11 protein-coding genes are annotated in these 14,435 nt (G+C 44.0%); 1 reads left to right on the plus strand and 10 read right to left on the minus strand.

All coding sequences use genetic code 11. The features are described from left to right. Position 1: 1 nt before the first annotated feature. The 7 genes from O3646_RS03325 to O3646_RS03355 all read right to left on the minus strand — a co-directional run bounded on the left by O3646_RS03325 (position 2) and on the right by O3646_RS03355 (position 6,672). On the minus strand, positions 2–340 hold the full coding sequence (locus O3646_RS03325; protein WP_003014453.1) for a YlbF/YmcA family competence regulator: 339 nt from the start codon (positions 338–340) through the stop codon (positions 2–4). A gap of 100 nt (positions 341–440) precedes the next feature. Then, entirely contained in the window at positions 441–1,547 is a 1,107-nt protein-coding gene (locus O3646_RS03330; RefSeq protein ID WP_371610538.1) for a prephenate dehydrogenase, read from the minus strand. Positions 1,548–1,563: 16 nt separating this feature from the next. Continuing rightward, entirely contained in the window at positions 1,564–2,730 is a 1,167-nt protein-coding gene (gene aroC, locus O3646_RS03335) for a chorismate synthase (protein ID WP_371610539.1), read from the minus strand. Between the two features lie 6 nt (positions 2,731–2,736). Beyond that, complete coding sequence (gene aroB / locus O3646_RS03340) at positions 2,737–3,810, minus strand: 3-dehydroquinate synthase (protein ID WP_371610540.1); 1,074 nt, start codon at positions 3,808–3,810, stop codon at positions 2,737–2,739. 162 nt (positions 3,811–3,972) lie between these two features. Next, positions 3,973–4,845 (minus strand): shikimate dehydrogenase, encoded by an 873-nt coding sequence (aroE, locus tag O3646_RS03345; RefSeq protein ID WP_371610541.1) that lies wholly within the window; start codon positions 4,843–4,845, stop codon positions 3,973–3,975. After that, the gene (aroD, locus tag O3646_RS03350) at positions 4,835–5,512 is read right to left on the minus strand and encodes a type I 3-dehydroquinate dehydratase (protein ID WP_049489247.1); all 678 of its coding nucleotides are present in this window, start codon (positions 5,510–5,512) and stop codon (positions 4,835–4,837) included. Before aroD ends, aroE begins: the two co-directional genes overlap by 11 nt. Beyond that, a complete protein-coding gene (locus O3646_RS03355) occupies positions 5,509–6,672 on the minus strand; it encodes a class I SAM-dependent methyltransferase (RefSeq protein ID WP_371610542.1) in 1,164 nt (387 codons plus the stop codon). Before O3646_RS03355 ends, aroD begins: the two co-directional genes overlap by 4 nt. Positions 6,673–6,902: 230 nt before the next feature. On the opposite strand from O3646_RS03355, the gene O3646_RS03360 reads away from it, so the two are divergent. After that, the gene (locus O3646_RS03360; RefSeq protein WP_049497311.1) at positions 6,903–9,062 is read left to right on the plus strand and encodes an LTA synthase family protein; all 2,160 of its coding nucleotides are present in this window, start codon (positions 6,903–6,905) and stop codon (positions 9,060–9,062) included. Positions 9,063–9,114: 52 nt separating this feature from the next. Here O3646_RS03360 and pulA read toward each other — a convergent pair whose 3' ends face one another. The 3 genes from pulA to ligA all read right to left on the minus strand — a co-directional run bounded on the left by pulA (position 9,115) and on the right by ligA (position 14,432). Then, positions 9,115–11,424: a type I pullulanase gene (pulA, locus tag O3646_RS03365; RefSeq protein ID WP_371610543.1), complete on the minus strand. Its 2,310-nt coding sequence runs from the start codon at positions 11,422–11,424 to the stop codon at positions 9,115–9,117. Between the two features lie 77 nt (positions 11,425–11,501). Beyond that, positions 11,502–12,464 carry a diacylglycerol kinase family lipid kinase gene (locus O3646_RS03370; protein WP_003006748.1) on the minus strand — a complete coding sequence of 321 codons (963 nt, stop codon included), beginning with the start codon at positions 12,462–12,464 and terminating at the stop codon, positions 11,502–11,504. Positions 12,465–12,473: 9 nt separating this feature from the next. Continuing rightward, positions 12,474–14,432 (minus strand): NAD-dependent DNA ligase LigA, encoded by a 1,959-nt coding sequence (gene ligA, locus O3646_RS03375; protein WP_368385310.1) that lies wholly within the window; start codon positions 14,430–14,432, stop codon positions 12,474–12,476. Between the last annotated feature and the right edge of the window lie 3 nt (positions 14,433–14,435).

Raw genomic sequence — 14,435 nt, forward strand, 5'->3', positions numbered from 1 at the left:
TCTACTTGTATAAATCTTGAATCGGCTCAAAGATGATCTTTTCAAGATCTGCAAGATAAATAGACAATTGTTGTTGTTTGGTGAAAAATTCATTCACAATCGGACTTGCTTGGATTTTTTCCATATAGTCCTTCATTTCTTGTTGCACAGCTTCTGTTGGAAGTTGACCGGATTGCATCAAGCCTTGCAGTTGATTTTGAAAAGCGACGTATTCGTCAAACAGCGTTTTCGCTTCTGGATTTGCTTCGATCGCTTGCTTGCTTTCTACGACAGCCTTGTATTCAGGAAGGTCTCGAAGGGTCCGAGAGAGTTCATTTGCTACATCATAAATATTTGCCATTTTCTAGGCTCCTTTACTGATAAGATACTTCTATTATACTGCTTTTCCTTCAATATTCCTAAAATGAAGCAGGACTTTTGACGCAAATCCTTCTGTAGACCTAGCGAGCAAGGACAGTATAAGACGTCGCCTGGCTGATCAATGTTTGAGCCCGCTCTTGATCCTCTGCATTTTTAAAGGTCAGCTGCAAAATCCCGTGGATATCTTCACGATTCTCTTCATTGATGTGAATATTAACCAAGGAAATCCCTTGTAGGAGTTGCAAGATTTCGAGGATCACACCTTCCTGATCGGGGACATCGATAAAGAGATCATAGGCACTATCGCGTCCAGCACGCTGATGGATCTGCATTTCTTTTCGGTGCTTGCGCCCTTCATGGAAAAAGGACCAAATAGCCTCCTCGTTATCAGCTTGAATGGTCTCGGCCACTTGATCCAAACGGTCTTTGAAATCTGCAATCCGCTCTAATATCGCTTGAGGGTTGGACAAGAGAATAGAAGTCCACATGCCTGGCTCACTTTCCGCAATCCGTGTCATATCCCGAAAGCCACCAGCCGCAAAACGGCGAGTCATTTCATGCTCTTCCCCATAAGCTACGGCCTGCTCGACCAGAGTCGAGGCTAAAATATGAGGAAAATGGCTGATCTGGGAAGTCACCCGATCGTGTTCCTCGGCGTCGATTTCAATAAATCGAGATCCCAATCCACTCAGAAGCTCTTTCAACTCTTCCATGGCACCCCCTGTCGTCAAGCTGGAAGGGGTAAAAATATAATAAGCATTCTCAAATAAGGTGGCATCTGCTGCTGCAGCACCTGTCTTATGACTACCAGCCATGGGGTGTCCTCCCACAAAGCGTACATCCTTATCTGTAAACACTTTTTCAGCTTGTGCGACAATTTCTGCCTTGGTAGAGCCTGCATCTGTCACCAGTACCCGGTCTTTCAAATGCAAGCTAGCTAAGGTTTCTAAGTAAGACTTGGTTTGCTTGATGGGAAGGGCCAAAATAATGATATCTGCTAAAGGGGCAAAAGCTGCGAAATCATCCGTCACTTGATCCACCATTCCTCTTTCAAGGGCGATGGTTCGAGAGGCTTCACTACGATTGTAACCAAGAACGGTCAAATGTGGGTGGGCCCTCTTAATGCCCAGCGCGAGGGATGCACCAATTAAGCCCAAGCCTGCAATATAAACAACTTTCTTCTCCAAAGGAAAACTCTTTCTCTTAAAAATTCTTCGTAAAATCCCGGTGCTTGGCAACGGCTTCTTTCAATTCTTCCAAGTTATCGGAAGAGAATTTTTCAAGCACTTCTGTAGCAAGGACTGTTGCGACCACTGCTTCCATCACTACACCTGCAGCTGGCAGAGCTGTTGGGTCGCTGCGCTCAACCGTTGCCTTATAAGGCTCATGGGTTTCAATATCCACACTCATCAAAGGTTTGTAGAGGGTCGGAATAGGCTTCATGACACCACGAACCAGAATGGGCTCACCGTTTGTCATGCCCCCTTCAAAACCACCAAGATTATTGGTGCGACGGGTATAGCCAGTGTCCTGAGACCAGATGATTTCATCCATGACTTGACTACCTTTTAGGCGACCTGCGTCAAAACCAAGACCAAACTCAACTCCCTTAAAGGCATTGATAGAGACCACTCCTTGAGCGATTTTGGCATCCAATTTCTTGTCCCATTGCACATAAGATCCTAGTCCAACAGGCACACCACCAACCAAGGTTTCTACAATTCCCCCGATGGTATCGCCATCTTTTTTCACTTGGTCAATGTAGGCCTTAACAGCTTCTTCTTGTTCTGGCACAACGATCGAAACTTCCGACTTCGCTACCTTTTCCTTGATTTCTGAAACGGTTAGATTCTCGGGAATTGCAATCTCGATTCCCCCAAAATTAACAATGTGGCTGGCTACTTCAAGGCCAATTTCTTCTAAAATCCGTTTAGCAACTGCACCAACGGCTACACGCATGGTTGTCTCACGGGCAGAAGAACGCTCTAAGGAATTACGAAGATCGTCAAAACGGTATTTGATCCCTCCGACTAGATCGGCATGACCAGGACGTGGCTTGGTGATCTTACGCAGATTTTTCTTTTTCTCTTCGACCGGTGCTACATTCATGATCTCCAGCCATTTTTGGTGATCCAGATTGGTCACATTCAGAGTAATCGGACCTCCCATGGTCAATCCATGACGGACCCCTGATGTGATCTCAACACGGTCACTCTCGATTTTCATCCGATCACCACGACCATAGCCACCTTGTCGACGTTTGAGCTCTTTATTAATATCCTCTTCAGATAAAGGAAGGCCTGCTGGAACCCCCTCGATGATGGCTGTTAGTCGAGGCCCATGGGACTCTCCTGCTGTTAAATATCTCATACGACCTTATTCCTTTCTTTCTAAAAAGTCCTTCATTTCTTGAAGAGGGATTTGATGAATCGCTGCTTGCCCCAACTCTGGAACAATTACTAATTTCAAGTTCGTCCCACGCGCTTTTTTGTCATGAGTCAAGGCTTGATAAAGGGCTTCTTTATCCCAGTTCTCATAGGTCACCGGAAGGCCAAATTTCCGGCACATTTCTTCGATTTGTTGGCTGATTCCTTTTGGCATCAAGCCCTTTTCTTCTGCAACTCGGGAGAGCTGCACCATGCCCATACTGACGGCTTCTCCATGCATAACCTGCCCATAACCAGCTGTCGCTTCAATAGCATGTCCAATAGTATGCCCAAAATTGAGATACAGTCGAATACCATTGTCCAACTCATCTGCCACCACATGGTCTCGCTTCACCAGGCAAGAATGGGAAATGATGCTCTCTGCATGCTCTAAAATACTCTCGCTGGAACCATCCATGGCTTCCAATTCTTCCCAGAGTTCAGTATCTTGGATGAGGCCATACTTGATGACTTCGCCCATCCCCTCGATCAATTCACGGTGTCCCAACGTGCTTAACACTTCAGGATCAATGAACACACCGTCCGGTTGGGCAAAGGTGCCCACCATGTTTTTGGCAAAGGCTGTGTTGACTCCAGTCTTTCCACCGATAGAAGAGTCCACCTGGGCGGTCAAGCTAGTCGAAATCTGAACAAAGGAAATTCCCCGCATATAAGTCGAGGCCGCAAAGCCAGCCAAATCACCAACTACGCCACCCCCAAGAGCAACGATTCCATCACTACGTGTCATACCCTGGGCAGCTAGAAAGTCATAAACTTTTGAAACAGTGGTCAAATTCTTACTGGCTTCCCCTTGAAGAAACTCAAAGCGCACCACTTGAAAACCAGCTTTCTCAAGGCTCTTCTCTACGATAGAGGCATATAGCTTAGCCACGCGGTTATCTGAAATGATAGCGACTTTTTTATCGCCCCAAAGAGTGCGCAGCCAGTCTCCAACCTGGTTGAGACCACCTCTTTCAATCACAATCTCATAGGAATGTCCTGGAATAGGTACCGATACGTTCATAGGGATCTCCTTCGTGTTATTCTTTCATTCTATCTTATCATGAAATAAGGCACATGTCTCAAACAAAATGAAAAAGAGACTAGAGCAAGACTGTTTTTTTAAAAATCAGTTCTTGTTCTAATCTCATAAAGCTTTTTCAATAGGAAAAGGTAAAACCCTCTCTTAGTCACATACAAATTGGTGATATTCTGTTGTCAATGCTTCCCATACAGACTCTGTAGGAAATACTTTCCCAGTCATCAATTCAAAGGCTGCTTCAGCTTGATAAAAGAGCATTCCTAGCCCATTTACCCTTTGATTTCCTTGATTCACCGCTAATTGCAGAAAGGGGGTCACTGCTGGATAGTAGGCCATCTCTACGATTAAGGCATGTGGGGGAAACGTCAAGTGACTCGCTATCGGAAGAGACTGACCATCCATCCCAACACCAGTGGCATTTAAGATGAGATCGGCTTGATTAAAGGAGCTTTGAACGTCTTCATTTTTCTCAATCGCATACAATTCTATCAAAAAATCAAAGCCATCTTCAATCAACTGAACGATTGAACGATAATGAACCAATCTCTCCTCTCTCACAAAGACAAGGATTCGTTTTACACCTAGATGAATGGCCTGTGCAATAATCGCTAAAGCTGCACCACCTGCCCCTAAGAGAACCATTGTTTTTCCCTTAATGGAGAAAGCTGGAGGTAAACTACGAAAGAAACCAATCCCATCCGTATTATAGCCCTTAAGCTTGCCATCACGGTGAACAATGGTATTGACAGAGCCGATCTTTCGGGCCATCCCATCCACTTCGTCTAGATAAGGAAAGACCTTCTGCTTATAGGGCATGGAGATATTGGCTCCAATCATATCCAACTTACGAATTTGGCTGATGGTGCTTTCTAAGTCTTCTTCAGCAATATCCCAAGCTAGATAAGCAGCATTGGTCGCTGTTAATTCATAGGCTAGATTATGGATAAAAGGAGAGATACTATGACGAATAGGATGGGCAATGACTGCTGCCATCCGAGTATAGCCATCAATCTTCATTCAATAACTCCCGAATTCTTCTCATATTTTCAAGAGGGATTTGACCTGGAGCACTTTCTTCTCCAACTCTAGCATAAGACCAAGAAGAGCCTGTCAAATCAGCTGTCAAACGTGAAATTTTCCCGATCTTACCCATGGAAATGGTGACATACTCTTGCTCAGGATTCAACGTCTTGAAACCACGCGTATAATTCATCAAATCAAGGACATCTTGTTCATTGTGGGCCATAACGGATACCTTGACTAATTTTGGAGAAAAACTGGTCAATTCCGATAAGATCTCCATCATATTTTCCGGTGTCTCTTGGAAATTGTGGTAGCTGAGAACAAGATTTGAAAATTCCAACATCTCTTCAAAGACTTCACGGTGACTATAATACTCAAAATCGATATAATCCGGATGATAGATGGATTGAATATCTTTCAGAATCCCAACATATTCCTCGTTGGTCAGCTCCATCTCTCCGCCTTCAGCTCGAGTCCGCAAGGTGAATAAAATCTCGCGTCCAGCAAATTTCTCAAAAACTGCAGGAGCAACAGTTAAGATCTCGCTTTTTTCTAAAAAGTCCGCACGCCACTCAATGACATCTGCATCCTCGTAACGCGAACTATCTAGTTGTTGCGCCTCTTCTAAGGAGCGAGGCATAATCGAAACAACTAACTTCATACATCCACCCTAATCGTAAATACTTTTAAGTAATTACTACTTTCTTCTTTCTTGTTCCATCGAAAATCTCCCGGAAGTCCGTATTCCGCTACATAGCGATGCTTACGACCTTGAAATCCCTTTTCGATTTGTTTTTTAAATTTTTCTTTGTTGACATTTGCCGCATTGGTACTGAGAATCAAGGTCCCACCTGGATTTAAAATCTCAAGAGCCTCGCTGACCAATCGATGATAATCTTTAGCGACTGAAAATGTCCGTTTTTTATTCCGCGCAAAGCTAGGCGGATCGAGCACGATCACATCATAGCTTAGGTCATGGCGTTTGGCATATTTGTAATAGTCAAAGACATCCATCACGACAAAACGATGAGCATCCAGCGCCAAGCTATTTGCCACAAAATGCGCTTCTGATAATTCTCTACTTCTCTTAGCCAGATCGACCGAAGTCGTCTCTACTGCCCCACCCATTGCCGCAGCCACAGAGAAGGCTGCTGTATAGGAGAACATATTGAGCAAGGACCTGCTGGCCGCTAAGCCCTCTACCAAGCTACCTCGAACTTCATGCTGATCCAAAAAGATCCCCGTCATCAAACCATCGTTGAGAAAGACTTGGTAAGAGACCCCATTTTCAAGAATCAAAAATTCTTGCGGAGCTTCTTCTCCATAGACATGAGCCGATTCATAATCTAATCCTTTAAAGCGAATCTTTTCATAGCCGCCTCGAACTTCTGGAAAAGCCTCTTGAAAGGCCGCTAGAATGGATTCCTTGATCTGAAATACGAAGGGATTGTACCAAGAAAAGACAACAAACTCACCATACAAGTCAACCGTAAAGCCACCAAAACCATCTCCCTCTTGGTTAAAAAGACGAAAGGCGGTCGTCGTTTCATCCGCATAATAAGAACGACGGTATTGCTTGGCCTTACTGAAAAGCTTTTTAAAAAAGTCTTGATCAAAAGCGACCAACTCTTGTGAAACAAACCATCCAATCCCTTTATTTTGTTCAGATAAGTATCCGACTCCTAGGGATTGTCCATCTCCTGAAAGCAATTGAACCGCTTGATCCAAAGCAGGAAGTGAGTCAAAATCTTGCTTTTCAAGAAGAGATTGTCCTTGTTTGATTTTTGTTGCGACTTGGCGACTGACTGTGAGTTTTTTCATACCCTCTATTATAGCAAAAGTCTGCAGTTTTCACAAAGAGAGGCTTTATTTACTGGAACTTTTTTTACCGTTTTATCCTAGCTTTCATCATTTAGCTTCAAATGATATAAAATGCCGGATCTTTCCTATTTCTTTCATCTCCTTTACAGTCATTTTTTTCTTTCTCCATAAAATTGTGGTATACTTGTATATGAAAATTTTTAGGAAATAAGACAAGGAAGTAACATTTTGTGAAAAAAATTACGAATTCGATACTCAATTTCATGAGTACCAGACTAGGATTTGTCTTGACCCTTCTGTTGCTCTACTGGTTCAAAACCATGTGGGCCTATTCAGTTGATTTTAATTTAGACATTCAAGGACCCTATCAGATTTTTCTAGCAGTGATCAACCCATTGCCGATCAGTCTGCTCTTCATCGGTCTAGCACTCTATATCAAACGAACCAAGCTCTTTTATAGTTTGGCCTTTGGGATCTACCTTCTCTTATTTATTTGGTTGATTTCCAATTCCATCTATTATCGAGAGTTTACAGACTTCGTAACGGTCAATACCATGTTGGCTTCCAGCAAGGTTTCTGCCGGTCTCGGAGCTGCTGCTTTAGAATTGTTCCGACCTTGGGATGTGATCTACATTCTAGATTTCCCTATTCTCGCTTTCTTCTTCTTTAAGAAGTGGATTCGAATGGACAATCGTCCCTTCAATAAACGAGCTAGTTTTGCGGTTACCTCTTTATCGGCCATGCTCTTTTCGGCCAACCTTTTCCTCGCAGAAATTGACCGACCTGAGCTCTTGACTCGTGGGTTCTCAAACTACTATGTCGTTCGTGCCCTAGGCTTACCAGCCTTTCTAGGTTACAGTGCTAACCAGACCTATGCTGCCAACAAAGAACGTTCCAAAGCCTCCGAAGCAGATTTAAAACCGGTGGAAGAATATATCCAACAGCATTATGCAAAGCCTAATCCTGAGTACTTTGGAATGGCCAAAGGCCGTAATGTTATCTACATTCACTTGGAAAGTTTCCAACAATTCTTGATCGATTACAAGTTGAAAGTAGACGATAAAGAATATGAAGTGACACCTTTCTTAAACTCACTTTACCACTCGAAAGAAACCTTTGCCTTTTCAAATGTCTTTAACCAAGTCAAGGCAGGGAAAACGTCTGATGCTGAGACCATGATTGAAACAGGCCTCTTCGGACTCAACCAAGGTTCCTTTATGGTGAACTATGGTGGAACCAATACCCAACAGGCTGCACCATTTATTCTTTCAAAAAATGGTTACAACTCGAGCGCTGTTTTCCACGGGAATGCTGGAAGTTTCTGGAATCGAAATACCGCCTATAAACAATGGGGCTACAATTACTTCTTTGATGCCAGCTACTTCACCAAACAAAACAGCAGCAATTCCTTCCAGTATGGTCTTAATGACAAATACATGCTCAAGGATTCCATCAAATACCTAGAAAGATTGCAACAGCCTTTCTATACGAAGTTCATTACGGTTTCCAACCACTATCCTTATACGACCAGCCTGTCAGGAGATGATCTTGGCTTTCCTCTAGCTAAGACTCAGGACGAAACCATCAATGGCTACTTTGCGACCGCTAACTACCTAGATTCTTCGATCAAGGCCTTCTTTGATTACCTGAAAGAATCTGGTCTTTACAAAAATTCCATCATCGTTCTCTATGGGGACCACTACGGAATTTCAAACTCCCGCAACCCAGCTCTTGCTCCTCTACTTGGTAAGAACTCTGAAACGTGGTCAAGTTATGACAATGCCATGTTGCAACGCGTACCTTATATGGTAGTTATTCCAGGTATGGATAAGGGTGGCATCATTGATACCTATGGTGGCGAAATTGATATGCTCCCAACCTTGGAACATTTGCTAGGCATTGAATCCAATAAATTCCTCCAAGTTGGTCAAGATATGCTCTCTCCAGAACATGATCAAATCGTCGCCTTCCGCTCCGCTAACTACTTTGTAACTCCAGAGTATACGAGCTATAGTGGCCGGACCTATTACACCAAAACAGGTGAGGAAATCACCAACCCAGACGAAAAAACCAAGGAAGAACTGGATAAGATTAGGGAAGCTGCTAACCTGCAATTGAAGATTAGCGATAGCATCCAGACCGGTGATCTCCTTCGCTTCTTCAAAGGCAATGATCTTGGAAAAGTCAATCCAGAAGATTATTCCTACACCAATTCCTTCAAGGCATTGAAGAAGATTGAAAAGGAAAAAGGTGACAAATCAACCAGCCTTTATAACCAACGTGGCAACCAGTCTACCGTTGATCTCTTCAAGGCACCAACTTATAAAGAATTGCACCCAGAAGATGATAGTTCTTCCTCAACAGAGACCAGTAGCAGTTCTTCTAAATAAAAAGAATCCCTGAGTTTAAAAACTCAGGGATTTTGTGATTTCTTTAAAAAGATTACGCTTTACCTTCATCTAGGACTTCAAAAACAGAAGCTGTTAAATTCTCCACGTAGAATGGTCGTTTATGACGACTATTCCCAACCATCAATTTCAATTTATTTGAATTTTGGAGGTAATATGGAAGTCCGCTGGCGTTGAAGATGACCAAGTACTTCTTGTCTCCTGTTAATTCATAGATGACAAGGCCACTGGTATCAGTTGCAGATTGAATAAAGACTTGTTGGTAGATTTTATCATAGCTTTCAAGTCCTAAGACAGGAAGACTTGTCTTCAAGGCGATCAAGCTTCGGATATAGGCAATTGATTCCTTGTTTTGACTGACCAGATCCCAATTAACCTGATTCACATAATCTGGAGCATTGTAGGAATTCATGGCCCGCTCACGATCCAAAGGTGTGATCTCTCCATCAGGACCTGTCGCTACCAATTTAGTCCGCATAAACTCTTGCCCCAATTGCATAAAGGTCATACCCTGGAAGAGCAGGTTCATGGCCGTAGCCAACTCTGAGCGCTTGACCAAGCCTGCTACTTCTTCATTTGGATGGAGGGTCTGAAGCAAGTCATAGAGATTATAATTGTCATGAGCCTCCACATAATTCAAAACCTGATTCGGACTTAAATAATGACCCAGCTCCGCACTACCTAGGACAGCACGCGCAACGATATTCTCTGTTGATTTTCGGCTGACAAAGCCACGTTTGATGGAACCATAAACCTCAGCTCCTTTAATAGCATCGCGCTCCGTGTCGTTAAAGAATCCAATACGTGGCAATTGCGCCGCATTGTCTTTCTTAGCCTTGTCCTCTGGTGCGAGACCGGTTCCCATGTCCCAACCTTCTCCGTAAAGAAGAATGCGTGGATCCAGAGCATCCATCGCCTCCCGAATAGCATTCATTGTCGTCACATCATGAATGCCCATCAAATCAAAGCGGAAACCATCGATCTGGTACTCTTTTACCCAGTGCGTAAGGGAATCAATCATGTACTTGCGATACATTTCATGCTCACTTGCCGTCTCATTACCGACACCTGTCCCATTTTGGAAGCGCCCATCTGGCTCCATCCGGTAATAATAATCCGGAACTGTATTTTGGAAAGGACCATGCTCCGTTGAGTAGGTATGATTGTAGACCACATCTATGACTACAGAAATCCCAGCTTCATGATAAGCCCGGATCATAGTTTTAAGCTCTTTCATGGTTTGTTTGGGATTGGATGGATCTGTTGAAAAACTGGTTTCTGGTGCAGAATGATTCTGAACATCGTAACCCCAATTGTAGGTCACACGACCTTCTTCATCGTACTGTTTATAGCGATCAGATATCGGCTGTAATTGCACGACATTGACCCCTAACTGACGGATATAATCAAAGGCAGTCACATCGCCATGGCTATTGACGGTTCCTTCTTGGCAAGCCCCCAGATAGGTCCCACGCAAAGACTCGTCCACACCTGATGTCGGTGACTTGGTCAAATCCCGAAGGTGCATCTCATAGATCACTGCTTGACAAGGATTGTCCAAGCGCCAAGGAGTCGCATCGGCTCCTTTTATAGTGCCCCAATCAAACTGACGATCTGCTCTTGAAAGAATGGCAGAGCGCATCCCGTCCGCTGTCGTTGCAATACTATAAGGATCGCGCGTCACTTGAGTATGGTGTTCAAAATGGACACGATATTGATAAGCCATGCCACTTAAATTTCCTAAAAAATCTAAAATCCAAACACCATGGGTATTTTCTGGGTGGTAGCTAGACTCTTGTTTGCCACGCGTCATCGGAATAGTTTTCCAGATAGGCGCATCCAGCTCGGTTGATTGATAAAGCAACAATTCAACTTTCTTAGCGGTAGGAGCCCACAATTTAAAGCAATGCTCCCCTTCTTCCTCACGATGGCCGAGCCAGCCTTGATACGCCCATTTAGCATCAAACTCTCTAGGGCGCATCGCCATATCGTAGGCATGAGGCTGACGATGGCTGTATGCATGACTCGTCAAAGCAGCTTGCAAAGAATAATAGACTGTATCGTCTCCATCGAGAATCCACACTTCTCGAACATGCCCTTCTGGTAAGAGTTCGATTTCAAAATCACGGGTCTTGGTGAGCCAATCCCCTTCTTTAACCAGGACATGGCCCCGGTTCAAGGCATCCTCACTCTCGTATACCAGATTTCCCTCTACTCCAAAATAATCCAACTTGGAGAAAGAGACTGATTTTCCTTCTACTTGATCCTGCCACTGCCACATATCATAGGCAAAATAATTTCCTTTTTGCTTATGAAAATGAAGCTTTACATGGTATTGTCGCATAACATTTTCCTATTTCCAATTTAATACCGAAGGAACCATTCCTCGTAAAACACGTAATGGAATCCAACTATTTGTTTTTATTCTTCAGATGGGTGAACCAAAGCATCGTTGTTGATTTCATCAATATTTGCAAAGAATTCCAAATGATTATGGAAGACTTCCAATTCAACTGGAGTATCTCCTCCGTATTCCCCATCTAGATTGATGCGGAATGGTTGAGCATTTTTTCCTAACATTTCAATCGTCAACTTCTTGGTCTTGAGATATTCTACATTTTCATCGTGCACATGTTTGCCCCCATTGATGGCCTGAATCATCAATGACAACATGTTAAAGAGCTTAGCAGTTTTTACGATAATCAAGGTAAAGTTCCCATCATCAAGCTTAGCATCTGGCGCGACACTTTCAAAGCCAGCAATCGAGTTGGTAAGAGCCACAAAAATCATAGACGCTGGCCCTTCAAAGACACCATTGTCATGCTCAATCCGTACCTTACGAGCCTTGTTTCGCGGCAACATTTTAGCTGCCTCAGCCACATAGGCAAAGTAACCCAAGCGAGACTTAACACTGCTTGGAACACTGAAGGTCAATTCTGTCATGGTTCCTGCAGCAGCAATGTTGATGAAATACTTGCTACCATAGGCACGACCAATGTCCATTTGAATGGTTTGGTTTTTTTCTATAATGCGGGCAGCTGCCACAGGATCTCCCATCGGGATCTTCAAGGCACGCGCATAGTCATTGGTGGTACCGGTCGGGATAAAGGCCATCTGCGGACGATTTTCCAGACCTGCAACCCCATTGACCACTTCGTTAATCGTACCATCTCCACCAGCAGCAATGATTAAATCAAAGCCTGCTTTTGCGGCTCTTTCTGCTTCATTTTGGGCAGAAAATGGTTCTGGAGTCGTTTGATAAGCGCTGGTTTCATAGCCCACGTCTTCGAGTACGTCCAAGACTTCCGCAATATTTTTCTTGATAATTTCTTGCCCAGAGGTCGGATTATAAATTAAACGGGCTTTTTTGATTCGTTCTACCATAAAGATCCTCTATAAACTTTCAAGCCAGGCCTCATCTTCTACCTGGATTCCTAATTCTTGTGCTTTGGTTAACTTGCTACCAGCGTCACTACCAGCAACGACCAAATCTGTTTTTTTGGAAACCGATCCAGTCACCTTAGCGCCCAGACTTTCTAATTTTGCCTTGGCTTCTGAACGCGTGAGTCGCTCTAGCTTCCCAGTCAAAACGACTGTCATTCCTGATAGGGCCGCATCAGCAGCGACTTTCTCACCAAGATAAGACAGATTGACTCCAGCTTCTTTGAGCTCTTGCAATAGGCACTTGGATCCTTCTTGTGCGAAATAACGCTTGAGGCTTTCAGCCACGACCATACCGAGACTGTCAATGCTGGCAATCCGTTCTGGATCAGCTGTAGCCAATTGATCAAGGTCATGGAATTCTTGGAGCAAGATTTGACTAACCTTGCTACCGACATGGCGGATCCCCAAACCAAAGAGTAATTTCTCAGCTGAGTTTTCTTTTGAAGCTTGAATGGCTTCATAGAGTTTTTCAGCAGATTTTTCTTTAAAGCCTTCCAAGGTCAATAGATCCTCGACTGTCAGACGATAGATCCCAGCTACATCCTCTACCAACTGAGCTGCGAAGAGTTTCTCTACAACAGCTGGACCCAAGCCTGTGATATTCATAGCATCCCGACTTGCAAAGTGGTTCAATCCTTCCTTAATCTGTGCTGGACAGAGTGGATTGATACAGCGAAGAGCCACCTCATCCTCAAAATGAAGCAACTCACTCTGGCAGCTCGGACAATGAGTTGGAATGGCTAATGCTTGATCAGATACCCGTTTATCTTTGACAACACGCAAGACCGCAGGAATGATATCACCCGCCTTGTAGACGATGACGGTATCATCCTGATGAATATCCTTTTCAGCAATATAGTCCACATTGTGCAAGGTTGCCCTGCTAACAGTGGTTCCTGCTAGCTGGACTGGAGTTAAATTGGCAGTTGGCGTCACAACACCGGTCCGTCCAACCGTCCAATCCACCGATAGGATTTTCGCTTCTTTTTCTTCAGCTGGAAACTTATAGGCGACAGCCCATTTAGGAGCCTTAACGGTAAAACCTAACTCTTCTTGAACAGCAAGGTCATTGACCTTGATGACGATCCCATCGATATCGTAGGGAAGATCTTCTCGAAGTTGAGCTACTTTTTGGATAAAGTCCCAAATTTGCTCCATATCCTCAGCCAGCACTCGCTCTTGGTTCACGACAAACCCTAAGCGGGCTAATTTCTCAAGCACGCCTTCCTGACTGCTTTGATCCGTCGGACTCACTTCTTGATACAAGAAGGTCGCGAGATTTCGCTTGGCCACGATTTTCGTATCCAATTGGCGAAGGGTTCCTGCTGCAGCATTCCGCGGATTAGCAAACTCAGGCTCGCCGTTTTCTTGACGGATCTGATTGACCCGATCAAAGGAAGCCCGTGGCATGTAACACTCGCCTCGAACTGTAATGTTCACTGGCTCTGGTAACACCAAAGGAATGTCCTTGACCCGCTTGAGGTTCTCTGTAATATCCTCACCGACAGAACCATCCCCACGTGTTGCGCCCGTTACGAGGACACCATTTTCATAGGTAAGGGAAATGGACAAGCCATCGATCTTCAGCTCACATACATAGCTGATAGAAGGAAATTCCTTACGGACACGCTGATCAAAGGCTTCTAATTCTTCACGCGAAAAAGCATCCTGCAAACTATAAAGGGGATACTGATGCTGGTATTTGGTAAAGCCTTTTAAAACCACCCCACCTACACGGTGAGTTGGACTCTCTGGTAAGATCTCATCTGGATGAGCGGTTTCTAGTTCCACCAACTCCCGATATAATTGATCATATTCACTATCTGAAACAGATGGAGCGTCTTTTGTGTAATACTCGTAAGCATATCGATTGAGTAATTCCACTAATTCTTTCATTCTGGTTTTCATGTT

The sequence above is a fragment of the Streptococcus sp. 27098_8_148 genome, from assembly GCF_041432105.1.
Classification (GTDB): Bacteria; Bacillota; Bacilli; order Lactobacillales; family Streptococcaceae; genus Streptococcus; species Streptococcus parasanguinis_AE.

What these genes read in the sequence shown, in the direction of transcription:
- aroE (WP_371610541.1), bottom strand. Translation starts at nt 4,845, where the DNA reads ATGAAGATTGATGGCTATACTCGGATGGCAGCAGTCATTGCCCATCCT.
- O3646_RS03355 (WP_371610542.1), bottom strand. Translation starts at nt 6,672, where the DNA reads ATGAAAAAACTCACAGTCAGTCGCCAAGTCGCAACAAAAATCAAACAA.
- aroC (WP_371610539.1), bottom strand. Translation starts at nt 2,730, where the DNA reads ATGAGATATTTAACAGCAGGAGAGTCCCATGGGCCTCGACTAACAGCC.
- O3646_RS03370 (WP_003006748.1), bottom strand. Translation starts at nt 12,464, where the DNA reads ATGGTAGAACGAATCAAAAAAGCCCGTTTAATTTATAATCCGACCTCT.
- pulA (WP_371610543.1), bottom strand. Translation starts at nt 11,424, where the DNA reads ATGCGACAATACCATGTAAAGCTTCATTTTCATAAGCAAAAAGGAAAT.
- O3646_RS03325 (WP_003014453.1), bottom strand. Translation starts at nt 340, where the DNA reads ATGGCAAATATTTATGATGTAGCAAATGAACTCTCTCGGACCCTTCGA.
- aroD (WP_049489247.1), bottom strand. Translation starts at nt 5,512, where the DNA reads ATGAAGTTAGTTGTTTCGATTATGCCTCGCTCCTTAGAAGAGGCGCAA.
- ligA (WP_368385310.1), bottom strand. Translation starts at nt 14,432, where the DNA reads ATGAAAACCAGAATGAAAGAATTAGTGGAATTACTCAATCGATATGCT.
- aroB (WP_371610540.1), bottom strand. Translation starts at nt 3,810, where the DNA reads ATGAACGTATCGGTACCTATTCCAGGACATTCCTATGAGATTGTGATT.